Origin of the sequence: Vibrio thalassae (assembly GCF_900089835.1) — a bacterium.
Lineage (GTDB): Bacteria > Pseudomonadota > Gammaproteobacteria > Enterobacterales > Vibrionaceae > Vibrio > Vibrio thalassae.
In genome coordinates this window covers 1-25,594 of record NZ_OANU01000018.1, presented here as the reverse complement: position 1 = coordinate 25,594, position 25,594 = coordinate 1, and the positions used below count along the sequence as shown (strand labels likewise).

22 protein-coding genes, 1 tRNA gene and 3 pseudogenes are annotated in these 25,594 nt (G+C 41.0%); 18 read left to right on the top strand and 8 right to left on the bottom strand.

Going from position 1 to position 25,594, the window contains the following annotated elements; genetic code table 11:
• The first annotated feature begins 62 nt into the window (after positions 1–62).
• The 3 genes from aptA to VTH8203_RS07985 are packed head-to-tail and all read left to right on the top strand — an operon-like array spanning position 63 to position 3,670.
• Complete coding sequence (gene aptA / locus VTH8203_RS07995; protein WP_096993192.1) at positions 63–1,421, top strand: omega-aminotransferase AptA; 1,359 nt, start codon at positions 63–65, stop codon at positions 1,419–1,421.
• A 4-nt stretch (positions 1,422–1,425) separates the two neighbouring features.
• Positions 1,426–2,922, top strand: coding sequence for a CoA-acylating methylmalonate-semialdehyde dehydrogenase (locus tag VTH8203_RS07990; protein WP_096993191.1), 1,497 nt, complete (start codon positions 1,426–1,428; stop codon positions 2,920–2,922).
• A gap of 7 nt (positions 2,923–2,929) precedes the next feature.
• Entirely contained in the window at positions 2,930–3,670 is a 741-nt protein-coding gene (locus VTH8203_RS07985) for a type 1 glutamine amidotransferase (protein ID WP_096993190.1), read from the top strand.
• Between the two features lie 86 nt (positions 3,671–3,756).
• Here the strand turns inward: VTH8203_RS07985 and VTH8203_RS07980 are convergent, their stop codons facing one another.
• Together VTH8203_RS07980 and norR are read right to left on the bottom strand one after the other, a co-directional pair.
• Positions 3,757–4,116, bottom strand: coding sequence for a glutaredoxin family protein (locus VTH8203_RS07980; RefSeq protein WP_096993189.1), 360 nt, complete (start codon positions 4,114–4,116; stop codon positions 3,757–3,759).
• A 107-nt stretch (positions 4,117–4,223) separates the two neighbouring features.
• Complete coding sequence (gene norR / locus VTH8203_RS07975) at positions 4,224–5,807, bottom strand: nitric oxide reductase transcriptional regulator NorR (RefSeq protein WP_096993188.1); 1,584 nt, start codon at positions 5,805–5,807, stop codon at positions 4,224–4,226.
• A gap of 302 nt (positions 5,808–6,109) precedes the next feature.
• Between norR and hmpA the strand changes: the two genes are divergently transcribed.
• Positions 6,110–7,309, top strand: coding sequence for an NO-inducible flavohemoprotein (gene hmpA, locus VTH8203_RS07970; protein WP_096993187.1), 1,200 nt, complete (start codon positions 6,110–6,112; stop codon positions 7,307–7,309).
• 10 nt (positions 7,310–7,319) lie between these two features.
• On the opposite strand, the gene VTH8203_RS07965 is transcribed toward hmpA, so the two are convergent.
• The 4 genes from VTH8203_RS07965 to VTH8203_RS07950 all read right to left on the bottom strand — a co-directional run bounded on the left by VTH8203_RS07965 (position 7,320) and on the right by VTH8203_RS07950 (position 10,344).
• Positions 7,320–7,859 (bottom strand): hypothetical protein, encoded by a 540-nt coding sequence (locus VTH8203_RS07965; RefSeq protein ID WP_096993186.1) that lies wholly within the window; start codon positions 7,857–7,859, stop codon positions 7,320–7,322.
• The gene (locus VTH8203_RS07960) at positions 7,856–8,392 is read right to left on the bottom strand and encodes a YaeQ family protein (RefSeq protein WP_096993185.1); all 537 of its coding nucleotides are present in this window, start codon (positions 8,390–8,392) and stop codon (positions 7,856–7,858) included. The genes VTH8203_RS07965 and VTH8203_RS07960 overlap by 4 nt, the downstream gene beginning before the upstream one ends.
• A gap of 144 nt (positions 8,393–8,536) precedes the next feature.
• Positions 8,537–8,746 (bottom strand): cold-shock protein, encoded by a 210-nt coding sequence (locus tag VTH8203_RS07955; RefSeq protein WP_006069560.1) that lies wholly within the window; start codon positions 8,744–8,746, stop codon positions 8,537–8,539.
• A gap of 434 nt (positions 8,747–9,180) precedes the next feature.
• Positions 9,181–10,344: a threonine/serine exporter family protein gene (locus tag VTH8203_RS07950; RefSeq protein WP_096993184.1), complete on the bottom strand. Its 1,164-nt coding sequence runs from the start codon at positions 10,342–10,344 to the stop codon at positions 9,181–9,183.
• 432 nt (positions 10,345–10,776) lie between these two features.
• Here VTH8203_RS07950 and VTH8203_RS07945 point away from each other — a divergent pair.
• Positions 10,777–10,851 (top strand) — tRNA-Gly (locus VTH8203_RS07945).
• A 197-nt stretch (positions 10,852–11,048) separates the two neighbouring features.
• On the opposite strand, the gene VTH8203_RS07940 is transcribed toward VTH8203_RS07945, so the two are convergent.
• Entirely contained in the window at positions 11,049–11,270 is a 222-nt protein-coding gene (locus VTH8203_RS07940) for a helix-turn-helix domain-containing protein (RefSeq protein WP_096993183.1), read from the bottom strand.
• 133 nt (positions 11,271–11,403) lie between these two features.
• Here VTH8203_RS07940 and VTH8203_RS07935 point away from each other — a divergent pair, with 133 nt between their 5' ends.
• From VTH8203_RS07935 to VTH8203_RS07925, 3 genes are read left to right on the top strand one after another with little or no spacing between them, the layout of a single operon-like run.
• On the top strand, positions 11,404–11,616 hold the full coding sequence (locus VTH8203_RS07935; protein ID WP_096993182.1) for a hypothetical protein: 213 nt from the start codon (positions 11,404–11,406) through the stop codon (positions 11,614–11,616).
• A gap of 10 nt (positions 11,617–11,626) precedes the next feature.
• Positions 11,627–12,802 (top strand): site-specific integrase, encoded by a 1,176-nt coding sequence (locus VTH8203_RS07930; protein ID WP_096993181.1) that lies wholly within the window; start codon positions 11,627–11,629, stop codon positions 12,800–12,802.
• Complete coding sequence (locus tag VTH8203_RS07925; RefSeq protein WP_096993180.1) at positions 12,802–13,113, top strand: hypothetical protein; 312 nt, start codon at positions 12,802–12,804, stop codon at positions 13,111–13,113. The genes VTH8203_RS07930 and VTH8203_RS07925 overlap by 1 nt, the downstream gene beginning before the upstream one ends.
• Before the next feature lie 76 nt (positions 13,114–13,189).
• On the opposite strand, the pseudogene VTH8203_RS07920 reads toward VTH8203_RS07925, so the two are convergent.
• Positions 13,190–13,300, bottom strand: a pseudogene (locus tag VTH8203_RS07920) (IS3 family transposase); the annotation flags it as partial.
• Between the two features lie 333 nt (positions 13,301–13,633).
• Here VTH8203_RS07920 and VTH8203_RS07915 point away from each other — a divergent pair.
• The 10 genes and pseudogenes from VTH8203_RS07915 to VTH8203_RS07865 all read left to right on the top strand — a co-directional run.
• Positions 13,634–13,858: pseudogene (locus tag VTH8203_RS07915) on the top strand (IS66 family transposase); the annotation flags it as partial.
• A 304-nt stretch (positions 13,859–14,162) separates the two neighbouring features.
• A pseudogene (locus VTH8203_RS07910) lies at positions 14,163–15,233 on the top strand (ISAs1 family transposase); the annotation flags it as partial.
• A 261-nt stretch (positions 15,234–15,494) separates the two neighbouring features.
• On the top strand, positions 15,495–19,472 hold the full coding sequence (locus VTH8203_RS07905; RefSeq protein ID WP_096993179.1) for a hypothetical protein: 3,978 nt from the start codon (positions 15,495–15,497) through the stop codon (positions 19,470–19,472).
• A gap of 456 nt (positions 19,473–19,928) precedes the next feature.
• Positions 19,929–20,243, top strand: coding sequence for a hypothetical protein (locus VTH8203_RS07900; RefSeq protein ID WP_096993178.1), 315 nt, complete (start codon positions 19,929–19,931; stop codon positions 20,241–20,243).
• Between the two features lie 172 nt (positions 20,244–20,415).
• A complete protein-coding gene (locus VTH8203_RS07895) occupies positions 20,416–21,177 on the top strand; it encodes an RHS repeat-associated core domain-containing protein (protein ID WP_096993177.1) in 762 nt (253 codons plus the stop codon).
• A 363-nt stretch (positions 21,178–21,540) separates the two neighbouring features.
• Complete coding sequence (locus VTH8203_RS07890) at positions 21,541–21,993, top strand: hypothetical protein (protein ID WP_096993176.1); 453 nt, start codon at positions 21,541–21,543, stop codon at positions 21,991–21,993.
• A 13-nt stretch (positions 21,994–22,006) separates the two neighbouring features.
• The gene (locus tag VTH8203_RS24455) at positions 22,007–22,159 is read left to right on the top strand and encodes a hypothetical protein (RefSeq protein WP_158296087.1); all 153 of its coding nucleotides are present in this window, start codon (positions 22,007–22,009) and stop codon (positions 22,157–22,159) included.
• Positions 22,122–22,640 carry a hypothetical protein gene (locus tag VTH8203_RS07885; protein ID WP_096993175.1) on the top strand — a complete coding sequence of 173 codons (519 nt, stop codon included), beginning with the start codon at positions 22,122–22,124 and terminating at the stop codon, positions 22,638–22,640. The genes VTH8203_RS24455 and VTH8203_RS07885 overlap by 38 nt, the downstream gene beginning before the upstream one ends.
• 676 nt (positions 22,641–23,316) lie before the next feature.
• Complete coding sequence (locus VTH8203_RS07875) at positions 23,317–24,090, top strand: hypothetical protein (RefSeq protein ID WP_096993173.1); 774 nt, start codon at positions 23,317–23,319, stop codon at positions 24,088–24,090.
• Between the two features lie 354 nt (positions 24,091–24,444).
• A complete protein-coding gene (locus tag VTH8203_RS07865; protein WP_096993171.1) occupies positions 24,445–25,227 on the top strand; it encodes a hypothetical protein in 783 nt (260 codons plus the stop codon).
• The last annotated feature ends 367 nt before the right edge of the window (positions 25,228–25,594 follow it).

The following is a 25,594-nucleotide window of genomic DNA, read 5'->3' as shown; positions in this document are numbered from 1 at the left end:
CGAGTGTTTAGCGGTGTTTAGTAAAAAAAACAATGCTGTTCAGTGTTTAGTTGGAGTGCACAATGCAAGGTATAAACAAGCAAGGTACTACTCGTTCAGGAAATCATTCGGGAAATATGGAATCTTTTTGGATGCCGTTTACTGCTAACTCGCAGTTTAAATCAGCACCACGCATATTAGTTTCTGCAGAAGGGATGTACTACACGTCAGAAGATAAACGTCAGATTCTTGATGGCACCGCAGGTCTTTGGTGCTGCAATGCAGGTCATGGCCGTCATGAAATCAGTGAAGCAGTTGCAAGTCAGATACATAATTTAGACTTTGCGCCAACCTTTCAAATGGGTCATCCGTTGCCATTTGAGCTGGCAGAATCGCTCTCTGAAATCGCCCCGTCAGGTTTGAATCGTGTGTTTTTTACCAATTCAGGCTCAGAATCTGTTGATACCGCATTAAAAATTGCGTTGGCCTATCAAAGATGTATTGGTCAGGGGACCCGTACTCGTCTCATTGGCCGAGAGCGTGGTTATCATGGTGTCGGCTTTGGAGGGATCTCGGTTGGCGGCATCGTTAATAACCGCAAGGCATTCGGGAGTTTATTAACTGGTGTTGACCATCTACCACATACGTTAAGTATCGAAAATAGCGGTTTTAGTAAAGGGTTGCCAGATTATGATCCCGGTTGGGCGGAAAGTTTAAACAATATAGTTACCTTGCACGATGCAAGCAATATTGCAGCAGTGATTGTCGAGCCGATTGCAGGCTCTACGGGTGTCATTCTGCCGCCTGAAGGTTACTTGAAACGCCTTCGTGAGATCTGCACGCAACATGGGATCCTGTTGATATTTGACGAAGTGATTACCGGATTTGGTCGTATTGGGAGCCCGTTTGCTGCCCAAGAATTCGACGTTAAGCCTGACATTATTACCACCGCTAAAGGGTTAACTAATGGCGCGATCCCAATGGGCGCGGTGTTTGTCAGCGATGAAATTTATCAAGCGATGGTGGCGCCGGAGAGTCAGGCTATCGAGCTGTTTCATGGCTATACCTATTCCGGCCATCCTGTTGCTGCGGCTGCGGGTCTGGCGACACTCAATATTTATCGTAATGAAAATCTCTACACACGAGCGGCTGAACTCTCGGATTATTGGGAACAGGCGGTACATAGCTTAAAAGGACTTCCTCATGTCAAAGACCTGCGTAACTATGGTTTGATTGCGGGTATCGAGCTAGAGGGAATTGCGGGGAAACCGGGATCGCGAGCGTTCCAAGTATTTACTCAGTGTTTCGAGAAAGGGGCACTAATCCGCGTTACGGGTGACATTATTGCGCTGTCTCCACCTTTGATTATTGAGAAGCAGCACATTGACGATTTATTTACTCTGATAGCAGACGTTTTGCAGAATATTGAATACAAGGAATAAGACTATGTCAGTTTTGGTATCTAATTTTATCAACGGCCAAGTAGTACAGAGCCAAAGTGGAAGAAGCGCAGATCTATTTAATCCAGCAAATGGAGATCTGCGAGGGCAAGTTCAATTATCAAGTGCCGATGAAGCCCTAGCAGCGGTAACGGTGGCGAAACAGGCACAAGAGGCATGGCAAGCTACACCGCCACTGCAACGAGCTCGAGTTATGTTTAAATTCAAAGCACTGCTTGAAGAAAATGCCGATGAGCTTGCAACGTTAATTTCAACCGAACATGGCAAAGTGCACAGCGATGCACTGGGCGAGCTGACCCGTGGTTTAGAAGTTGTTGAGTTCTCTTGTGGTATTCCACACCTGTTAAAAGGTGAACATTCGCTTAATGTTGGACGTGAGATAGACAGCTACTCATTGATGCAGCCTGTTGGGGTTTGCGTCGGTATTACACCGTTCAACTTCCCAGTTATGGTGCCACTTTGGATGATCCCCGTGGCGCTCGCGTGCGGAAACAGTTTTATTTTGAAACCCTCTGAAAAAGATCCAAGTGTATCGCTGAAACTGGCAGAGCTACTTAAACAAGCCGGTCTTCCGGATGGTGTCTTTAATGTTATTCAGGGGGATAAAGAGGTGGTAGATGCACTGCTTGAGTCTCCAGACGTTGCGGCAGTGAGTTTCGTTGGATCAACGCCCATTGCCGAAGCTATCTACAGTAAAGGAAGCGCCAATGGTAAACGGGTTCAAGCACTGGGTGGCGCTAAGAACCATTTAGTTGTGATGCCGGATGCTGACCTTGAAGGCGCAACTAACGCCATTATGGGCGCAGCGTACGGTGCAGCAGGCGAACGCTGCATGGCGATTTCAGTGGCGGTGGCGGTTGGCGATGAAACGGCCGATAAGTTGGTTGCAATGCTCAAAGAAAAAGTTGAGGCGTTGCGGGTAGGTCCCGGGCTTGGTGTATCCCCTGAAAATGAAATGGGGCCATTGGTGAGCGAACCTCACATGAATAAGGTAACCGAGTACATTCAAAGTGGTGTAGATCAAGGCGCGACACTCGTCGTAGACGGGCGCGGTATTAATACTTCAGCACTCGGTTACTTTGTTGGAGGCACATTGTTCGACAATGTGACTCCTGATATGACCATTTACAACGAAGAGATTTTTGGCCCAGTATTGTCGGTGGTACGTGCAAAAGATTATCAGCAAGCCTTACAGCTCATTAATGAGCATGAGTTTGGTAATGGTACTGCGATCTTTACTCGTGATGGTGACACGGCGCGCGACTTCTCGGAAAAAGTAGAAATTGGCATGGTAGGTATTAATGTGCCAATCCCAGTGCCAATGGCGTTTCATAGCTTTGGCGGTTGGAAACGTTCTATTTTTGGACCACTTAATGTTCATGGCAATGATGGCGTGCGCTTCTATACTCGTATGAAGACAGTGACAGCTCGCTGGCCTAAAGGGCAAAGAGAAAGTGAATTTGTAATGCCAACGATGAAATAGGTGATAGATGAAGATAGGGATATTAACGTGCGGCCATGTGGACTCGCCATTATCAGATGACCATGGACAATATGCGGATATGATCGAGGCCTCTTTAGTCGAGATCAACAATGAATTCACTTTTGAGAACTTTGATGCGACCGAAGGAGAGTTGCCTCATCATGATGAATGCCATGGGTTTATTATCACTGGTAGTGTTCACAACGCTTACGATAATCATCCCTGGATTTTGCAGCTTATGGATTGGATCGTGCGTTGCGAGGCGCGCAGACGTCCATTGGTCGGCATCTGTTTTGGGCATCAAATCATTGCGCGAGCACTTGGTGGAGCGGTGCAGAAATCGGAGAAAGGCTGGGGACTTGGCAGCTATGAGGTTCAGATTAGCGCACAAAAAAAGTGGATGAATTTGTCCGTAGATTCCGCGCGTCTTTTGGTAAGCCATCAAGACCAAGTCACCATTGTGCCCAATGGTGTCAAAGTGATTGGCAGTAATGATTTTTGTCCCAATTTTATGTTGGTCAAGGATAATCACGTATTCACAGTACAAGGACATCCTGAATTTAACCCTGGTTTTACTGAAAAACTGGTTGAGAAGCGTAAACATCTCATCTCTCCACAGCATTACCAACAAGCCTTTATTGAGGTAAATAAAGCGCAAGACTCGGCTTTGATACGTCATTGGATTGCTAGTTTTTTTGTAATGGCGCAACAAGGAAAATCGGCTGAAAACTTGCAACAAGCGGTGTAAATACCTCGTGAAAACCAAAAAGAGCTCATTTAGAGCTCTTTTTAACTGGATGCATTCAGTAACGAAGAGAAAGAGAAGCTGAATGCTTAAGCAAACTCTTTTTGCAGATAAGACACAATATCCGATGACTCGTACATCCATCTCTCTTCACCATTTTGAGTGATTTTAAGACAAGGTACTTTCACTTTGCCACCACCTGTTAATAACTCGTCACGAGCGACGGCATCATTTTTCGCATCTTTCAATTCGATGTTGACCGACTGACGCTTCATTTCTCTTCTTACTTTGACACAAAAAGGACAAGCTTCAAATTGATACAGCTGCATGGATTGAGCTTTTTTATCGGCTAGTTGCTGAGCTTCAGGAGTGCGTTTAACGCCGCGGGGAGAGAAGACAAAATTTAATAACAGTATGATTTTACCAAGAATAATACGTATGAACTTCATAAATAACCTGTTGAGCAGTCTTGTTGTTTTTAGAAAATTATAATAACGGTATGCGAAACATACCGTCGAATATTAACATTTTATTTACCGTTCTGATACGGCTAACATTAACTGCGAGATAGGGAGTGGCTTTTGGACACACTAATACCCAGCCGTTTCGATAGTCGAATCAGGTTGGCACGGTCCGTTTTTAGGATCCGACTTGCCTTGGCCCAGTTATAGTCGCATTCAATGAGGGCATCCGAAATTAAATGTCTTTGATATTCCTCGGTGGACTCGCGAATACCCTTCGAATGATCAACGATAGGGTAACTGGCCTTGCTTTGCTTTGTTGGGGTAATTTGACTGTCATCATCGAAATGGCCACAGTCCTCAATACTCACGGTGACCACTTTCTTATCAAACAATCTCGCTCTCGCTTTGAGTGCTGCCCGGTTTATAACATGCTCCAGCTCTCGTACATTACCCGGCCATGAGTAGCGGTTTAGGTGAGAAACGACATTGGGGCTTAATTTGATTTGATTGATACCTAACTTACGACGAACTTGCTCTAAGAAGAACCCCGCCAATAACTCGATATCCCCATTTCTTTTGCGCAATGGGGGGACGGAAATAGGGTAAACGCTGAGTCGATGATAAAGGTCTGCTCGAAATTTACCTTGTTCAACCTCTTCTTTAAGTTCACGGTTGGTTGCGGCAAGAACTCGAACATTGATTTTCTGAATCTCATCCTTACCCACGGGTTGAATTTCGTTATTCTGAAGTGCTCGTAACAGCTTGCTCTGCGCCGCTAAAGGAAGCTCCCCAATTTCATCCAGAAATAATGTCCCACCATCCGCTAATGCAAATTTGCCCATGCGATTTTTATCGGCACCAGTGAATGCGCCTTTGACGTGACCGAAGAGTTCACTTTCGATAAGGTTTTCAGGGATCGCTGCACAGTTCACGTATACCAAGGGGTTTTGTCGGCGAGTTGACTGATAGTGAAGATTACGTGCCACCAACTCTTTACCGACACCAGTCTCACCATGAATCAAAATATTAAAATCTGATGGGGCGACAATTTCGATATCAGATTTGAGCACGCGCATTAGCTCGCTGTCGCCAATCATATCGCTGCTATCACGTTCCCATGCTTCGACGTTGAGCTCTTCAAGCAGTTGTTTGGACTGTTTGGCTTGATATTCCAGTTGTGAGAACGTTAGCGCCATTTTTAATGTCGACGCTGCAATAGCGGATAAGACTTCGAGGCTGCGTGTTGGAATGTCATCAAAAGCATTTGTACCAAGACTATCTAGAGTGAGTGCACCTAGCATTTTATCGCCAAAAATTAGCGGTAGACCCATACACGAGTGCATTGGAAGATCGCCATGGTGATCGATAAGTAAGCCATCAAATGGGTCGGGAAGCTCGGAATCGGCATCAAAAATAACGGGAGACGTTGAGGCACAAATTTGCGCAAACCTTGGATGCTCGCTGATGACAAACCGTCTACCTAACGTATCACGGCCTAGCCCCTGCATCGCAAGAGGGACAAGTGTATCCCCTTGCAGTGACAACAGGGCGACACAATCACACCGAATGGTTTTTCTGATGGTGTTAATCAATGAATCGAAGCGTTCTTGATCATTATTGCTGCTGGCGAGGCCAATCGTCAGCTCCATTAAGCTGGAAGGAGAAATATCTTGCATGAGGGTAAATAACTTATGCCAATGGGTATACTTGTCATTATAGAGTCATTTTGACACAAATTAAAGCGGTCATTTTGACTGCTAAACAACAGCTAACTGCCGAATAAGTTAGGGTTTTTAAGGTTTTTGGAATTGGCATGCTCTGTGCAAAGTAGGGAACAGTTGAAAAACAAATAAGTGTGATACTCAACTCGCATGACATCTAAGAGAGCTATCTCAAGGGATGCAACGAAAACTATAAAAAACAATATGAGACAGTCGAATTTCGTACTGTAAAAGTCTAAGCCTTCTAGGGAGCGTATATGCTAAATAACAACCATATCGAAATCATCAAGAGCACTATCCCGTTACTTGAGTCCGCAGGCCCTGCATTAACCCAGCATTTTTATCAAAGAATGTTCTCTCATAATCCTGAGCTTAAGGACATCTTCAATATGACGCACCAAAAGACAGGTCGTCAAAGTGTTGCTCTATTCGAAGCCGTTGCTGCGTATGTTAAGAATATAGAAAATTTGGCAGCGCTTACTACTGCCGTCGAGCGTATTGCCCACAAACACACCAGTTTTAATATCAAAGCTGAACATTATCAAATCGTAGGACACCATCTTATCGAGACCCTACGAGAACTTGCGCCAGATGCTTTTACTAAAGAGGTGGAAGACGCTTGGACTGAGGCATACTTGTTCTTAGCGCAAATTTTTATAGACCGTGAAGAAGAGCTTTATCAGTTGCGTGAAAAGGCAACGGGCGGTTGGCGTGGTACTCGTCGATTTGTCGTTACCGATAAAAAGCCGGAATCTGAATTGGTGATGAGCTTTGTTCTGACACCTGAAGACGGGGGTAAAGTTCTTGATTACCAGGTAGGACAGTACCTAGGTGTACAAGTAAAGCCTTCAAAAGGTGAGAATGTAGAGATTCGCCAATATTCACTTTCTCAAGCTCCAAATGGTGAAAACTACCGCATTTCTGTGAAAAAGGAAGGAAATACCAGTGAGCAACAGGGCTTGGTCTCTCACTATCTACACGATGAAGTGGAAATTGGTGCGGTGATCGAAATTTTGCCTCCAGCGGGAGACTTCTTCTACAAAGAAATGAATAAGCCAGTGGTACTGATTTCTGCTGGTGTAGGTTGTACGCCAATGCAAGCGATGCTTCAACAGTTAGCAAAAGATGGCAAGACCGACCCGGTGACCTATTTGCACGCCTGTGAAAACGAGCAACAACATTCATTTATCGATGAGGTTGACACCATTGTATCAGCGAAGGGTTGGAATCATAAAGTGTGGTACCGCAAACCACTCAATGCAGAAGATAGTAACAAATCGAATGTAGGTCTTATGGACCTAGCACAAATGAAAGATGCTCTGCCGACGAATTTTGGCCACTTCTATACTTGTGGCCCGGTAGTCTTCATGGATCATGTGGTGAAGCAACTAGAGTCGATTGGCGTTGAGCGCGACAGGATTCATTATGAGGTGTTTGGTCCTCACGCCAACCTGTAATGACACCTAATTAGTTAAGCCATTTCTCAAACCACCGTTTCCATCCGAGAGACGGTGGTTTGTTTGCTTCAAACTCTCTAAAACCAAGGTAATAACTTTGATTAAAATCAGTGCGTAGCACGTCAGCATTTTGATCGAGCAAGCCACTTATTGCGTCACTGGTTTGTGTGGCGTGATCGTTGGCTAAACTATAATCCATGCCCAAGTAGCCCTGAATGTACAGCCATATGTGTGTAACGAGTTGCAATTCTTCCAACACTGGCAGGCGAAATGCTTTGGCATGTTTCTCTTCAAGCTGTTGGTCGAATACCGACTTCATTTCAGATAGCTGTACTGCATGCGATTCAATTGAGGATAGAGCTTCAACGTTTAACTTAGTGAAAAGGCCTAGAAGTAGGTGAGTGGGACTCGATTCTGGCTTATTTTCTTGAGCTGTTGCGTACAGTAAGTTTTCGCGTTCGCATAAGTTATCCAGCGCTTCAGAGTGAGTGCCGACCAGGTGAATTTGATTAACTCCAATACGGTTGAGCGCTTCCCTCAATTCGATCATTTGTCTTGCAGCTCCTCAACCGTCACTTCTGCTGAGCCAGTCTCTGTGTCCACAAACAATGAAGTGCCTGTAATCATGACCGAAAGATCCATAGTGCGAGTAACGAGCGCTGACAGGGCTTCAATCGAGTCATTGTCAAAACGATAGATGCAGGCATCAAGGTAACCAAACTTACCTTGGTTTTGTTTCCACCAAACATCGCTCTTGGTGTTGAAGCTGTAGACTTTGGTCTTTTTAGCCAAACGTGTCGATTTTTTGACGCGCTCCACGTCAGGCTCACCGATATCAATCCAAAGTAAGGTTTGATCGTCTAGAGATTTTTCCCAAATATCAGGTTCTTCAATGGTCGATAGCCCCTTTGTGAACTGGAGATCAGGAGAGGCATTGAGACAATAAGCCATAAGCCTTGCCATCATACGTTGATGGTTTTCGGAAGGGTGTAGAGCGACGGTCAAGTTAAGAGAATCGTAATAATCTCGATTCATATCCGTCAATGCTACGCGAAACTTATAAATGGTTGGTTTTAGTGCCATGGGAGTGTCTAATTGTTAGGATAATGGTGTCTATAGTACGCTTCTGGGCGCAAAAGGGTATAAACAATAAGTGGACTGAGCTTTAAGTGATATAAAAATAGCCAGCTAGGCTGGCTATTCATCGAAGGTATTGCTTACTGGCAGTTAAACCAAAGTAATCTCTTCAGCTTGAGGACCTTTTTGGCCTTGTGTCACTTTGAATGCGACCTTTTGACCTTCAGCAAGCGTACGGAAACCGTCTGCTTTGATGTTGCTGAAGTGTGCGAACACGTCAGGACCGTTTTCTTGTTGGATGAAGCCAAAGCCTTTAGTTTCGTTGAACCACTTAACTGTACCAGTAACTGTGTTAGACATATCTCTATCCTAAATTTTACAATCTTTTATTTCTTGTTTGCCAATCCGGCAGGTATAGCGTGGAAAAGTAAATTGCTATTGCGTACAACGCGTCGGGGGAATTCCAAGAATTCAACGAATGCCTTGTGTAAACAATGGAACTTTTTTTCTAGCCAGTCATGAATATAAGACAGTTCTTATCCAAGTCAAAGATAGTTACTAGGAAACTTGCTGAATATTTGAAGTTAAGCTCGTTTTTAAGTGTCAATTACATGACATTTCAAACAAGTGCTCTTATTTTTATGATCTTAATCAATAGTATTGGTGGGTTATAACTTGTTGATATAAAACATTATTTAGATTAATAAATTAATAGTTTTGTAAAGATTCTGCAAACAAATTCATTATTATGAAGTATGTTGGAGTTCTATAAAATAGACCGCTTATTAAGTGTTTTATCGTTCAATTTTTGGTGAGTAGATAGAATATGCCGTTATTTGCCCAGCGACAATAGCAGAGAACATAAATAGTGCGGATAAACCGATGTTTGGTATCGGAAGAATCGATTGTTCAAATACAGATTGGCTTGCGCTAACAAGAACACGACTACCGGGAACGAGAATAATAATACCTTGCACAATATAAATAGACCCGGTTAAGTCAAGCCGTTTTGCTACCCACGTACCGTATAAGGTGATCAAAACCGTCGTCACCCATGTTCCTACGATCCAGCCACTATCGAATCCAAGATAAAATGGCCCCCACATCCCCAATACCGCTACAGGGAGTCCTAACAAGATATCTTTGGGTCTCGCGTTAAAGATCACACCAATGGAGGTGGAAATAAGCAGTAATCCGAAGCAGTGCAACCAAAGCGGAACTTCGTTGGTGTAGGACAAGGATTCTGTTTGGCCCCATAAGGCTTCACCAATATTCAACCCCATTATCACGCCAATAAAGAGCTTAATAAGGGTAAGTGCACTTTGCCCAAGCAATGCGGTACCGGAAACTAAATCATTAAAGGCTAAGCATTCAAGGGAGTTTGCAATGGATAGGCCGGGAACAAAAAGAACCACTGATGCAATACACAGCGCCCAAATGGGAATGGCCGCACCTGTGCTGGCAATAAATGCTACCAATACGCCAGTCAATAACGCTGAGACAAATTCAACGGCAATCGAGTTGCGACCCTTATAGATAAGTTGGCAAACCCAAACCATAAAACCCAATAAAACGGAAAAACCGATAGCTTCTAGTGTGCTTCCTACCAACATTAGATAAGCTGGTGGAATACCCATATTGGCAAGAGCCACCACCCACTTGGGGTAGCCAACTGGTTCAGGAAGAGGTTCATTGCTGGGCTGATTGATACGAATGATGGTATTGGCGAGTAAGCTTAGGTTAATCGAAGCGGGCTTTAAACGCTTCATTACTACGGTGTTGTTCTTGTCTGGAAACTGATAATTGATGGCTGTCGGCGTAGCTTGGACCATAACATCAAGACCGTGCTTTTGGGCATAGTACTGAGCGTACTTTTCTACCTTGTATGGCGCACAGCCACTTCTTTGCAGAGTGTCGCCAATTTCTACGATTTTCTTAATGGTTTGTGGAGAAGGCATAGTTCTGTCTAATCAATTACAAGCACCTGATTTAATGGCGTAAAGGTAACAGAGCTTAATAGAATTATCGAGAGTGAATATTCGAAATACTGTCAATTCTATGCAGCTTTGTAATGTGATCGTGATACAGGTGCAAGCGATTGCGCTTTCTACATAGCTCAAACGTACATTTTTTATAGGTGACTGCAATTAACACAAAAGTATGCATAGATGTCGTTACCTCGCAAAACGGATAACGTTATTAACCAATAGCGACTAACAATGATTGGGCAATGGTTTGTGCGGCATATCACAGTTTAAAACAACGTAGGGAACAGAAGCGTTTAAGAATTGCTCGTTAAGAATAAAAAATGTGCAAACAAACACTTAAGTCATAATTAGTGCTTTTCTTTTCTCTCAGATGTGGCATATTAACTCTCGTCCCACGATGATGCGTGCATCGTATAATGGCTATTACCTCAGCCTTCCAAGCTGATGATGCGGGTTCGATTCCCGCTGCACGCTCCAATTTCTTCTCTAGTTTTGAAAATCCCAACCTTCTGAAATGACACGCTTAATATCGTGGTTTTTTGTGTCTGAAATTCAAGCTCAAGACGTTGTCTACTATGTCGGTGGCCAAATGGTGGCCAATTTGGTGTCCACCATTGCTAGGGGGTACTAAGTGTCGTTAAATGTGCTTTAGCCTATTAGTCGTCAGCTCGTCATTACTTTTTCTGATTATTGTTTTGAGACACCCGTTCGAATAGCTCTGCGACAGAGATATCAAAGTAGCCACACAGTGTGTCAATCACTTCTAATTCTACACGGGTTGCAGTTTCATTATACAAACGCGTAATAGTGCCTCTATTGATGCCCGTATCGCGTGATACATCTGAAATTTTTAGCTTTCTCTCGCCCATGATTTTTGACAAGTGGCACTTCAGCATGGTCTTCTCCTGTTAAAAATGACCTCCTGCAGATTAAAAATGCTTGCAAAAGAGAATTCTTATGATACATTTTGTTCTGCAGGAGAGCATTAAGCTCTTTTGAAAGATAATTAGTTCAGTAGGAGATTGTACGATGGATAATACCTATTTGACAACGTCAGAGCTCTCAAAGCGAATCAAGTATGACGAAAGAGTGATTAGAGAGCAGCTGAAGGACAGTGTACTGTTTGAAGGAGTACATTACATCCGTCCGTTCGGTGGTAGAAAAATACTCTTTATTTGGGAAAGAGTAGAAGAGGAAATGCTTAGCGGTGTTTCGATGCAATCATTAATCACTGGTTTGTAAGGGGGACAATATGGGGGTATTGAACGTTCGAAATGGCAAGCTTGTTCTTCAGTTTCGTTATCGTGGTCAGCGTTGCCGAGAACAAACGCAACTGCCTGACAATAAGGCCAATCGAAACCGATTGGATCGCTTACTCAAAAGAATAGAGGCGGAAATTGTACTCGATACCTTTGACTATTCCGCTTACTTTCCAAAAAGCTCAATGGCAAAGCGTTTCGCTGAGGTAAAACGAAGAGAGGAAACGGCAAAAAGTTACTTTGAAGCGCCAGAGTCACCAAAGTTTCAGGAATTCGCTGAAATATGGTTAGCCGAGATGAAAGTCGAATGGAGTCACGGTCACCTAGTAGATGTTGAAGGCGTCTTGAATAAATACCTACTACCGACGTTCGGCAGTAAAAGGATCAGCGCCATCAATAAGGCTCAAATCATGCAATTTCGCTCCTTCCTCGCCAAAGTACCGGGACGAAATGCGCAGTTCTTAAGTCCATCACGGATAAATCACATAATGACACCGCTTAGGATGATTCTTAATGAAGCCGCTGATCGTTATGACTTTACCCCAGCCTGGAAGAATATCAAAGCCTTAAAAGTAGGTCGCACGGAAGTTGACCCATTCTCATTAGAGGAAGTGGAGCGATTCCTCAAATATGTTGATGAGGAGTACCACGCTTATTACGTTACTCGCTTTTTTACTGGTATGAGAACCGGTGAAGTTGATGGGTTGATGTGGGAAGCCGTAGATCTAGAGAACAAAACCATTACGGTTAGTCAAAGTATTGTGCGTGGCCGATTGAAAGGGCTCAAAACCGATGGTTCATATCGCGTGATTCAGCTTACAGATAGGGTGGTGGAAGCTCTTGAAAAGCATTGTGTTTGCGCCGATAAAAAACTGAAATATGTGTTTACTAACGCACAAAATCGTCACCTCAATTACGCTGTAGTTGCTCGTTCCGTTTGGTATCCGGCTATTGAAAGAGCAGGGTTAAAACGACGTAATCCGTATCAAACCCGCCATACCTTCGCAACGTTACTCTTGGCAGCAGGTGAATCTCCAGAATGGATCGCGAATCAGATGGGTCACACCACGACTACGATGCTATTTCGTGTGTATTCCCGTTACGTGCCCAACTTAACACGTCGAGATGGCAGTGCATTTGCCGCTTTCTTAAATGCAGGGGGTAACTGATGCGTTATTCACCATTAGCTATACATTGCACAAGTCTTTGCTTCGATGTAATCCAAAGTTATTACTTTGATGAAATGACGGTTGAAGATATCAAACGATCTAAAGCAGAGATCTACCTTCTACTTAAAGGCCGAACGTACATGCTTCCACACCAGTATTGGCGAGAAGACCTGTTTCTAGACGTGGTAGCAAATAGCGTTGTGGAGGTGTTATACCAATGTCGTCATCACCGTTCAAAGCGAGATGTGGATTGGGTGTTAAATTTTGTGGAGCGCCACATTGAATTGGCAGTAGACAGGGCAAAGCATTAGGTCAAATAGTGTGAGCTACTGTTCAATGAGCTAGTTATTTGACTAGTGATCTGCACCAGCTAGACTGGACACTTCATTAAGCGACATTTTGATTTTCAAAGTTAACTGGGCTCAGATACCCACGAGCACTGTGCCTTCTTGTCCGATTATAATCAACCTCTATATATTCAAAGATCGTTTGACGCATCTCACTGTACTGATGACTGGGATGAAATAAGCCTAGATACCTAAGTTGAAGCCCGCATCATGCGGGCTTTTTAATGCGCCGCTTGCGGCGTTTTTCAAGATAGCTGTCATCATTCGCTTATTTATTAAGCTGCTTCTCTTTCTGGATTTAAATGAACCTCACCAACAGGCTCACAGTTCCTAATCCTGCCTGACCACACACAAATAGGGTCAGGTCTTGCCTTTTGCTATTTTAAGGAAATGCTCTAGCTTTTAGTTAGGCCATTTTTTGTAGGGAAAGCAATGAGTAGACCTTTACGGATAGAGTTCCCGGGAGCGCTGTATCATGTGACCTCTCCCCTTAACCAATAATGAAGCTGAGCGATGTATTAGAGGCTTTGTCATTCAAAGGAAAATCAGCTTCGGAACGACCTCGGATGCAGGCGATAAATTCCGTAGCCGTATCCATACACTTATCGAAACCTGAAAAAAGCGGGGTCTATCAGCAATGTCAGTGTTGAGTGAGATCATCACGTCAGTCGTTGAGAAGAAACCGTACCCAAACGTCTTTAATCTTTAAGGCGTACCCGTCCTTTTTAATAAATCAAACTATCCTGGTGAACGTGTACAAAAAACTTAATAAAAATGTAAAGGTAGGTGGGTATGATGATTCTAAATTTTATCGACTGAGTAGATAAGGTTAAGAATATTAACAAATTCTTTAGGTATATTAATATAACTTTAATTTTGCAGCTAATGAGAAGTTAATCTTCTAAAGAAAGAGCGGATTCTAATTTTAATTATTGAAAATTAATTATTTTGCAGAGAGCTTTTTTAAAAATCATGATCTAATCATTTAGTTAACAAAAATGAGAATGTCGCAAATGATTATCATTGAACAGCTAAAAAAGTGAAATATACCCGTTCGCACATCAACCAAGTATATCCTGTTATGGAAGTGGTTTTCTTGGTCATAACAGCGATGATTTGTGGTCAAAATAAGTGGGCTGATATTAAGGATTTCGGCGAAGGAGATATCGAGTGGTTACGTGAGTATTTTCCCTACAAAAATAGTCTTCCCACTCGACATAATATAGCTGCGATCATGCGCTCCGTCGTGCCAGAGACGCTATTGGAAGCTATGGTGGGCTGGGTCAATTTGCACAGAGAAAAGAATGCTCAGCCTATAATCAGTGTTGATGGGAAGGTTCTAAAAGGGGCGAAAGCAAGCAAACAACAGCACCCCCTCTATATGGTTTCGGCATTTGATGTCGACGAAGGTTTGGCTCTTACACACCAACCTTGTGACGGCAAAGGTATGGAGCTACTAGCAATAAGAAACATGCTAAACGCTTCAGATATCAAAGGATGTTTATTAACTGCTGAACGCCCTGCATTGTCAGGTTGAAACACTGAATAAAGTGGTTGATAAAGGTGGAGATATCCTAGTACAAGCTAAACTGAATCAACCAAGTTTATTAGCAGAAATTGATGTGCAATTCCAAGACTATTGGGCTTTGCCTGAAGATAAACAGGAATCCTACATCACGGAAGATAAAGGGCATAATAGAAAAGAGGTTCGAGAGGTTTACGTGCTTCCTGCAGTCTTCAGCGAAGCACTCAGAGAGAAGTGGTGTCTCGCAAAAAGCATTATTGCAGTTGTAAGAGATGGGAGTATCAAAGGGAAAAGAAGTTATGAAACTTCGTACTATATTTGCACAGACCATTTATCTTTAGAGTTAGCCTCAAAGGCAACAAGAAAGCACTGGCACATAGAGAATCAGCAGCACTGGGCGTTGGACGTTATTTTCAAAGAAGACGAGCAGAGAATTTACGCCGGGGATGCGGCGTTAAATATGGCCTGTTGTCGCTTTCTGCAGAAACTATTCAGAAAGTCAGGGGGCAGCTTGTCTGTACTGGTGAAGATAAATAAAGCCGTTTGGGTTAAAAACTACTGGGCAACTATTTTTTTACATAAGCCTAACAAAGTACATTTGGGCCCTTGCGGTAAGTCAAAACTAAATTCATATAAAAATTTAATGCTAATTAATCAATTAAAAAGGAACGATATCATAAAAGCTTAAATTTTTCGTCGATAAAGATTACAAAACATATGATTTTTATATGTGTTGATTTTGTATCATATGAAGCAAAATATTGTTTCTTTTTTATAAGAGTAATAAATTATCCAGTTGAATTTAAAAGGGTTAGCATTGATGATTAAAAAAAAATTCTTGCCGATTTTTTGCATGATGATTTTTTCATTTGTTAAAGAAGTATATGCAGAGACAACATGGATACCAATTTCAAATGGTGGTATAAATTTAATTGTTCCTTATGTAAATGGTAAGCAATTTCAAGCGCCTATAAATATAGAGAAAACAAAAGAAGATGGAAGGAGTATTGTTTCATGGGACGATATTGAACACGCTAGTCAATATCAAGTTCAAGGTCAAAATGCTAATGGTAATTGGATTACAATTTTAACTGTTAAGTCAAGCTCATTTGAAATAAATTCCTTATTTGATTGGTTTAATAAAATAAGAATTATCGCTTGTAATTATTACTCTTGCGATAAAACAGGGCTGGCTTCAATATCCTTTCTGAAATCTAACTTTGAATCTTTAGATGTAAAAAGAGTTATTTCCACATTTGATAATCAAGGATTTCTTTATAGTGTTATGCCAAAATCAAATAGAATCGGCTTACTAAGTTATGATAAAGAAAATACGATTGATATTTCGATATCAGACTTAAATTTCGATGCTCTTCAAATTATAGAGTGTGGAAGTAGCAACGGATTTATTGAAAGAACTTCAGTACATAATCATGAAAATCTTACAGGTGATACAGGCTATGAGAGGTTCAAGTACCCTTGCCATATTGCCAGAAACAATGAATTTAAATGGTTCTACAACTCCACTAACGGTAGGAGTACGTGGTACTCAAAAAATCTTAATGGTGATTTACAGTGTTATTCAACTGATGGTAGAAATTGTATTTTGAAGCCAGATTATTCAAAAAAAATCATAATCAATTCAAAAGGCACGCTCAGGAATTTAGAAGAAAATCCAGAAGGAATATCAGAATATTTAAAACAATTTAATGAGGTGGTAATTAAAACAAGAAATGGGGCATGGACTGGGAATATCACATTGCCTAAGACTGCCACACAGGGAAGAAGGGTTTCATTCGATGTTAACTCAACTTGGCCTGTTACAGTTCAGTTACCTAACGAAGTTAAATATAAAATATATAATGGTGAAAGTAAATCATATATTTATTTAGGCTTGACATGGATTCAAGAGGGGGAGAATATTAATGACACTCCAGATATAGTTCAATGGGCTAAACCTCTTAGTTGTGGTGTCGAGCATAAAAAGCACTATGGAGTAACGGGATATGATACAGAAGGACATTGGTGTGAGATGTTTATCAAACCTGAACAATCATATTCTAAACTAACTCTTCAATCTATCATTGACTCAAAACTTTCTCACATGAACAAGCTGTTTACTCAAATGGAAAGTTATGAAACACTCAAAGTAAATAATAATTATTCTTATCGAATTTCAGAAGCTCAACAGAAAATGAATTCTAAGTTTAAACAAAAAGAGGTTGCATGTGGAGATTTCTGGTGGAATATAGTTGGTCTCATTATGTGTGGAGTTTATAATGATGAATATCAGGATTTAAAAAAACAATATGAATTATTGGTAAAACAAAAGGATAGTGCTCTAAAGTCAGTAATAGAGAAAGTTGAATCAGGTCGTAATAGTAAATTTTATGAACTCCATAAAAATTGGGCTCAGAATGATAATACTCATTTTTCTGTATTGTTAAAGGAAGAAAGTACCAAATTAAATGAACTAAATGAATTGAAAAATGAATATGATAAGGGATCTATCCAAGCACATTCTGATTATCTGAAAGCTGTAGAAGATTATATGAATGATACTAAACCTGAAAATATCCTAACCAAATCATTAGAAGACTTACCATTGATTGGACCTGAAATTAAAAATATTGTTGACTATTCTGATAATCCTTCAAAAACTAACCTTAGAAAAATGCTATTGGGAGCAGCTGGTCCTCTTGGTCAAGAGCTAGAGGGAATAATTGAAGTCAGTACTGAGGACAGCAGTTTAGATAATGCAACATTAAAATTCTTAACAGATGTGTTGACTGATTTGAATAATGATACTGAAATTAGTGAGACTTTAGAAGATATTGTATCCGATGCTATCAATGACTTAGGTGATGAGGCCATAGAAAGTATTCGTCAGGCCGGTTTATGGAGAGATAATCAAGCAGAAGAAAATATCAAAAAGTTAAACTATAAAAGTTTAATTGACCTACAGAGTAAATTAGATCGCATTGAGTATGATTTTTGGTCTGGTTCTAGTGAACAGGAAATAACTGCACAAAACAAATTTACTCCCGATGACTTTAATTATACGGATTTTATAAGTGACCCTCTTAGTTATGATCCAAGTTCACTAATAGATATTGAATATGCAAGTGGCGGTGCTAAATTTGAGAACAGATTGTCTTCAATTTTCACACATGCATTTGGAAAAGCTTATAAAGAAATATTTAAGTTGAGTAATAGTAATTCTGGCTTATGGAAAATGTCTGATGTAAATGAAGAACTTTATAATGTCATCGCGAATCCTGCCTATTATGACCAACGTATTCCATACTGGGTGGATTCATCTATTATAGGTCATCGTCCTGCCGGGTTTATATATAACGATAAGTTTTCTTTTATTGTGATTAATCGAGATTTGGTTGACCTTAATAGTGATGATTTCTATAAATTTTATTTTGAAGAGTTAGGGCATATGCTCAACTGGTGGCGCTGTAAAATTTTTGACGTAAATATTAGTAACTGTCAAATAAGTGGAGACGCTGGCGCTCGCTTTAGGGACGCGGTACTTATTGAAGAACGTCTCCATACTGTCCCACTTGAAATACTTTTAACTGAGCTACCAAGCTATCAAGATGTAGATTCAAATGTATTAAAATTTAAAGACAACAGTATTGCTACGCTTGATGGTTGGCCAAATTACTATACAATGAATGACCATATTGCAGCAGATGGAAGTTTTTCTTTTCTATTTCGCCTTGGTTTAGACATTAATAGTGAAGAATTTCAGTCTGTAAGTGATGAGTTTGACCTTGAAGTCACAATTAACGCTCCCAAACCGGCACTGAAAAATGACCCGTGGAAAAAATCTGCTAATGGCTATTGTAAATCGGATGATGAAATAGATTGCAACATGCCAACTATGTGGGTTTCAATATCATTTCGGGATGCTTTAAAAAGCTCTGTTGTCAAAATGCCAAAAGTGAAAGCTAGCAAATATTCAAACGTTGGCTTTGACTTATCACCAAGGTTAGTAAGAAAACACATAGGGAAATTACCTTTTCAGCTACACTCCGTAAGTAGTACTAGCTGGAAACATAAACAAGAATTCAATATCTATGCTAAGAAGTTTACTACTGCACTAGAAGCAAAATTAGATTTATGGAAAATGGGTCATGCTCTTAAAGGAATATCAGCTAGTAAAATACATAAACCTGAATTATCATTAAAATCTACACCAGCTTCAGGAAGCTATTTAGTAGAAATAGCCTCTAGAGACACAAAAGACTTTGCCGGCTGGTTAGCTGCCGACATTGTATCTGATGTGGCAGGATGTGCTGCTGGTTTTGCCATTGGAGTTTTTGTTGAAACTGATCCAGCAGTCCTTTGTCATACAATGTCTGACACTGTAGAAGCTATTGAATCAGCATTCCAAGGCTTGGACAAAGATCCTACTATGATCTTTGAGGCTGATAGTAACGTATCGATTCCACTATCATTAGAATATAAGTATGCCACAAGTGGTTCTAAAGTGGCTGGTAATACAAGCCCTTCATCAGATACCTTCAATTCAGGCAGAGTAACTACTTTTCCAGAAGATAGTACAGAGCTATCTGAATTAGGTAATCAAATGCCCGCAACAAGTGTTACTGGAAACCCTCAAATTTCATCTCTATCAGATAAAGCAAGTCGAGCTTTTTCAAAACTAGCAAAAAGTACAATTTCCCCAATAGCAGTATTCCGCTCTAGAGTTGGGTTTACTTATGGTGAAAAAATAATACAAAAAGGGGAGTATGCTTTACCATCAGTAATTGTTTCAGATTGAGTTAAAGGAGGCCGTATGGCCTCCGTTTGGTTATGTTGCAATTTGTGGACAATTATTGAGTAAAAAACACATATTCGATATATCTCGGAAACTCGGTTTTTATAGACTTAAGGAATTCATTTGTTCCATATAATGGGAATCTGAAGTGTGATTGGAATTTAGGTGATGGCACTGAAATTACTAAAGGAAATTGATATATAAGCCATCTTTATGAAAATAGGGGGAATTACAATGTGACGTTAACGGCTTTTGATCAAGATGGAAATATGGGGCAACTTAGTGTTCCTGCCGTAGTGTATGGTTTTGACGCAACTTTGTCTGCTATAAACTTATATCTACTAAACTAATTTGCACATAACAATGCGAATTCACTCGGACAAATTTACTCAACGTTAAGATTGTTCCAATTTTCCGGTGATTTGCAGGGCTATAAATATTATGACCTATGGAGATATTATGAAAAAAATATTACTGATGATATTAGCATCACTCATGGCCTCTCAAAGTTACGCTGTTGATTGTGGGCCTGTAGAAATTAAAGCGATACAATCACAAAAAGAAGATGTGCTGGTGCTAATTAAGGGAAATGGTTTGGAAGCCTGGAAGTCATTAGGCTTGCATTCACAACAGAGCACATCATCATTTCAGTCAATTGCGCAGCAAGCATTAGCTACAAGAGTTTCTGTCATATTGAGGTTTCCGGACGGCGAAAACTGCGGAGAAACTGATTATTCTACATCCGCTCAAGCGATTAGGATATACGGATATTAATTGGGTGTAGATCTTTTAGATAGACGAATCTTCAGATAATAACCTTTTAGATCAGATAGATAGATTTTGCTCAAGATGTAAAGGGAGCCATTTTGTGGTACTTATCAGTTCTCACACAGAACAAGTGCACAAAAGGCCCCCTTAATCACTCTAGCTTACTCAAATACAAAAAATGAACGCTCGACTTTACGACCCAGCCATTGGTCGATTCTTGAGTGCGGATACATTTGTCCCAGACCCAAGTTTAAGTCAAAGTTATAATCGTTATTCTTATGTATTGAATAACCCAATGAAGTACAACGACCCGACTGGCCACTTTTGGCAGATTGTCGTCGGGCTAGCCATGCTGATCACTTCACAAACGTTTGCAGACCCTGCAATACAGCAAATAGGTGCTATTGTGGGTACCGCTTTCATGGGGTTTGGAGCGGCTGGTATTTTTGGAACCGAAACTGTAGGCGCAGTGATGGCCTCAGGGGCGAGTACCTCATTTACCACAAGTTACATCATGACAGGCGACTTTGGTGAAGCGATGCAAGCTGGCGTGTTAGGAGGGCTATCTGCGGGTGTGACCTATGGGATTGCCCATGGTGAAGGGAGCGTATTCAATGCCGATACAGGAAGTTTAAAAGGGGCATTACCGCTTGCTCATGGTGTGGCTCAAGGTGGCTTCCATACGCTTCGAGGTGGCAGCTTCAAGCAAGGCTTTATCAGTGGTGTCATTGGTAAGCTTGGCGGTGGCATTGTTCATGACGGTGATAAAACGCTGACGCTTCAGGAAGCAGGCGGCATGGTGATAGTGTCGGGTATTGCTGCGGCAGCCAGTGGGGCCAATAGTCGAGATGCAGTGATGCGTTCTACTGTTAGTGTGATTACGATTTATTTATATAATGATGTTATGATTCAGAAGGAAAGAGCAAAAAAAGAAGAATAGTTAATGGTAAGGGAGTTTATCAAAGACGACCTATCTCAGCTGAGTGGAAGGACATAGATGGGTTTGGAGATGCGTTTGATAATGCCTATAAATTTAAAAGAGTTTTGACGTATGGGTTGAAAGCTCAGCTATTGGTTGAGAAGTCAGATCTTTTTGAAGAGTTTCAGGTGGTTGAAAGAACGGTCACATACGATATATCAAGGGAAGGGCCTTGGGACTATCAAACGGAGGTTCTCTCTATTAGTGACGCGTACCCTATTGGTTCATACTCCTATGAGCCATTGGGAGTTATTCAATACTCAATTACTGATTTCCGGATATGTCTATTTTCATGTGATTCATATAATGGAGGGGTATTAGGTAATGACTCGTATTAAGCCTATTTTTGCATGTGTATTGCTTTTTATTATCTCTGTTACTTTCTATAACTGGGTTGAAAATTACGCTATAGATTCATCTTATTCAGAAAATGAATATAGAACCATTTATGAAAAACATACATCTGATGGAGTAATTACCAATCAAGAAGATGTTGAGTTAAAACGTCTGTATGAAGAGCATATGAATTCTGGAAGCTTTGATGATAATGTTGGAAGATACTATTTATATTTAATATCTTCTTTGCTATTTCACGCTCTATTCATTGTTAGCATGTGTCTGGATAAAGTGCTTCAAAGAAATCTAATTGTAACAATTTCAATATTCTCATTGCTTTATGTCGGTTATCAATGGGAATTAATATTGCTTTGGGTGCTTTTGTTTTATATTTCTTGTTTTTTTAGGGGAAATATTCTCGATAAATTCATGGGTAATTGAAAGAACAATTAATATGAATAATTATTATGTATTAATCTCGTTGCTACTTGCTGGCTGTGGTGGTGGAGATGGTGGTAGCTCTGCCACCTCAAACCCAGACTCAAATGTAACTCGCTACAGTAGTGATTATGCAGCTTCTGATTTACAAGGGGATTGCCCATGGTGAAGGGAGCGTATTCAATGCAGATACAGGAAGTTTAAAAGGGGCGCTACCTCTTGCTCATGGTGTGGCTCAAGGCGGTTTCCATGAGCTTCGAGGTGGCAGCTTCAAGCAAGGCTTTATCAGCGGTGTTATTGGTAAGCTTGGTGGCTCAGTGGTTCATAAGAATATCGACGACCCAATAGGCCAGATGGCAGGTATGGTTGCAGTTTCAGGCATTGCGGCCGCAGCCAGTGGAGCGAATAGCCGAGATGCGGTGATGCGATCTGCTGTAAGTGTGATTACTATTTACTTATACAATGACATTCAAGTAGAAAAATACTCATCGAGGTCACAAATGGTAAAACGCGATGATGGTATTTGGCAACATCGGGAAAATGCTGCTTTGAAAGCTGCAGGGTTAAGCCCTGATACTTCATATGGTTGCAATTCTTTCAGTGAATGCCTGCGCGGTATCAGGCACTCTTGCTGGCAAAGGTGGCAATGAAGTCACGGATTTAATAGAGCAATTTCATGAGGTTGGAGGGGAGTTAATGGAGTTGAAGGATGTTGAATTACCAAAGCAAATCGAAGCTATGATTTATTTAGGCACATTTACTTCGCGCTTTGAAAATAATTACCAGTATTGCTCGATAGTTTGTAATATGCAGAGTTTCCAAAGGGAAAGTATTGATTGGGATTGAAGATGATTAAGATTTATAAAGTATCGTTTGTGCTTTTTTCACTCTTTGTAATCTTGAATTTAGCACTATTAATTTTTTCTGTTGGTGTTACCACAAGTTTTCTTAGTGTAGTAGTGACATATATCGTAATTTTTGGTTACTACCAACATGTACTCACTTCGAGAAAAATAAGTGTGTTTTTTACTCTGATTTTTACAGTTTTGTGTTTTTGTTACATCACTGGAGGAGATTTGGGAAATATAACTCAGTCATTAATTACATTAACAGTGTATATAGTGTTGGTGCTTCCCTTTCCTATTATGGCTATCTCTTTAGCTTGGAGAAAGTCGAAGTCTGTTGGGTGGGTGATTTTTAGGTAAAAATATGATCAAGAGAACCAAACATGGCTTAACCATAGTCTCGCTCTTACTAGCAGGCTGTGGTGGTGGGGATAGTGATGGTTCCACTCCACCACTTCAAACACTGACTCAAATGTAGCTCGTGACAGCAGTGATTATACAGCTTCTGATTTACAAGGGGATTGCCCATGGTGAGGGGAGCATATTCAATGCCGATACAGGAAGTTTAAAAGGGGCGTTACCGCTTGCTCATGGTGTGGCTCAAGGCGGCTTCCATGAGCTTCGAGGTGGCAGCTTCAAGCAAGGCTTTATCAGTGGTGTTATTGGTAAGCTTGGAGGCTCAGTGGTTCATGAGAATATTGACAACTCAATAGGCCAGATGGCAGGTATGGTTGCAGTTTCAGGCATTGCGGCCGCAGCCAGTGGGGCCAATAGCCGAGATGCAGTGATGCGTTCTGCTGTGAGTGTGATTACTATTTACTTATACAACGACTTAAGCGGTATGAATGGCATAGCTAAAATGAGCGAAGCTAAAAGCATAATGCAAGACGCTGACGCTGTAGCGACAGAGCAAACAGTGGAGTTTTTTAAAAAAGAAGGAGTGGGTCTTGCTATTGATGCCGCTACTATTGTAGCGGGCGGTATTGACTGTGTAGCAGGTTACAAAGTGGGATGTGGGCCTGCGCTTTGGGCTGCGGCAAATATTGATGCTAGGTTCAATCAGCAACCGCATATTGTTGAAAAAGGTCTTACACAGTTGAATGTACCAAGCGCTAATATGGTTTCAGATGGAATTGGCGCTTTGTTATCAGTTAAAGGTACAGGCAACTTTATACAAGGTTCAAGATCTATTAATGATACTGTAGATGCTATAGGTGTTGGGGTCTTTACATATGAGCAAAGTCATAAGCATTAGAGGTTTAGCTACGACTCTTATGGTAGCGTTGGTATGGTATTTTTTTACTATATCTGGAACAGAAGGGGAGCTAGTAAAGGTTAATACAACACTGGAATTTATAGGCGAGAAGAGTATGCGCTCATCGGGAACCTATTATTATTATGTGACCGAAGGTGGAGTAAAGTTAGAGACTAGGACTATTAGAGGTAATTACGAACGGCTAGAGAGTTTAAAGTATATGACTGATGTTAGATGTGATGTGATTTATTTTAGGAACGAAAGCCTTGTTTTCAATGAATACCAGACTGTGAAGTCTATCCAATGTGATGGACGCAATCTCTATTCTCTATCTCAGTAATTATGGAAGATTTTATGAAATTATATTTAGCTTCCGCTTTAGCACTTCTGGCGGGCTGTGGCGGCGGAGATGGTAGCAGCTCTTCTTCTGCAAACTCAGAGGATAGTGTCACTCGTTACAGTAGTGATTACGCAGCTTCTGATCTACAAGCGTTCTTCAACTTATCAGCAACGAGTTCATCTGAGGCAGAGGTCACAGGGTATGTTCTTGGTAACGATGATTTATATGTGACTTTAGCCGATGGCGATGAATTAGTGATCACAGTAAACAATATATCTCAACCTCTGATCTTATCAAAAGATGAGGTGGTGGAGGGAAGTGGTAGTTATGGCGGTGAGTATTACGCTGCAACGACTTCCGCTTCAGCAACTGAGTATAAAGTTAGCTTTGTTCGGGGTGGCGTTGAAATTTCTCAGTTAACGGCCAATGAACTTCCTCTTCCTTTTGACCCTATCGTGAGTTTGACAAATGAAGTTGTTGATGTGTCATTTTCGCCAGAGGCAGGTTACACATACTCATACTCAGGTGAAAAACTAAGTTGCTCAAATGGTGTAGAGACCAACGTAAGAATGGTCGTACCAGATATTAACAATGGTGAGCATCTACTTAATTCAGGTTCTTATAATAAAACCCTGAATGAAATATTTGGTCAGACTCAAGCTCAACTAACTCAAGGTTTTGATAGCTGTATATTTGAGATTGATATTATAGCGAGCAAGGACTCGTTACCACCTCAAACCAATGGACAATTAACTCTTGATGTTGCTCAAAAGAGAAAGATAAAAATAGAGCTTTAATCTTGTTAAAGAAAACCTGTCTAGTAATCAAGCGCCTTTCTCTTTGTTGAATGATTTAACAAAGAGAAAGGCGTCATTGTTTGAATAAAGATTCATTTCAGGATTGTATCTATTCCCGTGCTAGTCTAACTTTGAAGTTAATGCTCTAAGTAATAAATGTCCGTGCGACCTGAAGTCGTATGAAGCGTTGTTCACCACGATAAGAGTGAACCATCTGTATCACCAGATGACCCTAAGTTCCTGAATAAAGCAGCGGAACTGACAATGTAACGAAACTCAGGCATTAGGCTGAGTGGGAACGGAATCGTGAGAAGATGTTCCTCCTGAGAACCACAGCTCGGGTGAGTGCTAGGGAGTCAATATGATG

Excerpts from the sequence above, each read along its gene's own strand:
- aptA (WP_096993192.1), top strand. The coding sequence starts at position 63 with ATGCAAGGTATAAACAAGCAAGGTACTACTCGTTCAGGAAATCATTCG.
- VTH8203_RS07865 (WP_096993171.1), top strand. The coding sequence starts at position 24,445 with ATGAAATTATATTTAGCTTCCGCTTTAGCACTTCTGGCGGGCTGTGGC.
- norR (WP_096993188.1), bottom strand. The coding sequence starts at position 5,807 with ATGCAAGATATTTCTCCTTCCAGCTTAATGGAGCTGACGATTGGCCTC.
- VTH8203_RS07965 (WP_096993186.1), bottom strand. The coding sequence starts at position 7,859 with ATGATCGAATTGAGGGAAGCGCTCAACCGTATTGGAGTTAATCAAATT.
- VTH8203_RS07905 (WP_096993179.1), top strand. The coding sequence starts at position 15,495 with ATGATTAAAAAAAAATTCTTGCCGATTTTTTGCATGATGATTTTTTCA.
- VTH8203_RS07895 (WP_096993177.1), top strand. The coding sequence starts at position 20,416 with ATGAACGCTCGACTTTACGACCCAGCCATTGGTCGATTCTTGAGTGCG.
- VTH8203_RS07900 (WP_096993178.1), top strand. The coding sequence starts at position 19,929 with ATGAAAAAAATATTACTGATGATATTAGCATCACTCATGGCCTCTCAA.
- VTH8203_RS07980 (WP_096993189.1), bottom strand. The coding sequence starts at position 4,116 with ATGAAGTTCATACGTATTATTCTTGGTAAAATCATACTGTTATTAAAT.
- VTH8203_RS07930 (WP_096993181.1), top strand. The coding sequence starts at position 11,627 with ATGGGGGTATTGAACGTTCGAAATGGCAAGCTTGTTCTTCAGTTTCGT.
- VTH8203_RS07990 (WP_096993191.1), top strand. The coding sequence starts at position 1,426 with ATGTCAGTTTTGGTATCTAATTTTATCAACGGCCAAGTAGTACAGAGC.
- VTH8203_RS07960 (WP_096993185.1), bottom strand. The coding sequence starts at position 8,392 with ATGGCACTAAAACCAACCATTTATAAGTTTCGCGTAGCATTGACGGAT.
- VTH8203_RS07885 (WP_096993175.1), top strand. The coding sequence starts at position 22,122 with ATGCAGCTTCTGATTTACAAGGGGATTGCCCATGGTGAAGGGAGCGTA.
- VTH8203_RS07935 (WP_096993182.1), top strand. The coding sequence starts at position 11,404 with ATGGATAATACCTATTTGACAACGTCAGAGCTCTCAAAGCGAATCAAG.
- VTH8203_RS07955 (WP_006069560.1), bottom strand. The coding sequence starts at position 8,746 with ATGTCTAACACAGTTACTGGTACAGTTAAGTGGTTCAACGAAACTAAA.
- VTH8203_RS07940 (WP_096993183.1), bottom strand. The coding sequence starts at position 11,270 with ATGCTGAAGTGCCACTTGTCAAAAATCATGGGCGAGAGAAAGCTAAAA.
- VTH8203_RS07890 (WP_096993176.1), top strand. The coding sequence starts at position 21,541 with ATGACTCGTATTAAGCCTATTTTTGCATGTGTATTGCTTTTTATTATC.
- VTH8203_RS24455 (WP_158296087.1), top strand. The coding sequence starts at position 22,007 with ATGAATAATTATTATGTATTAATCTCGTTGCTACTTGCTGGCTGTGGT.
- hmpA (WP_096993187.1), top strand. The coding sequence starts at position 6,110 with ATGCTAAATAACAACCATATCGAAATCATCAAGAGCACTATCCCGTTA.
- VTH8203_RS07925 (WP_096993180.1), top strand. The coding sequence starts at position 12,802 with ATGCGTTATTCACCATTAGCTATACATTGCACAAGTCTTTGCTTCGAT.
- VTH8203_RS07985 (WP_096993190.1), top strand. The coding sequence starts at position 2,930 with ATGAAGATAGGGATATTAACGTGCGGCCATGTGGACTCGCCATTATCA.
- VTH8203_RS07950 (WP_096993184.1), bottom strand. The coding sequence starts at position 10,344 with ATGCCTTCTCCACAAACCATTAAGAAAATCGTAGAAATTGGCGACACT.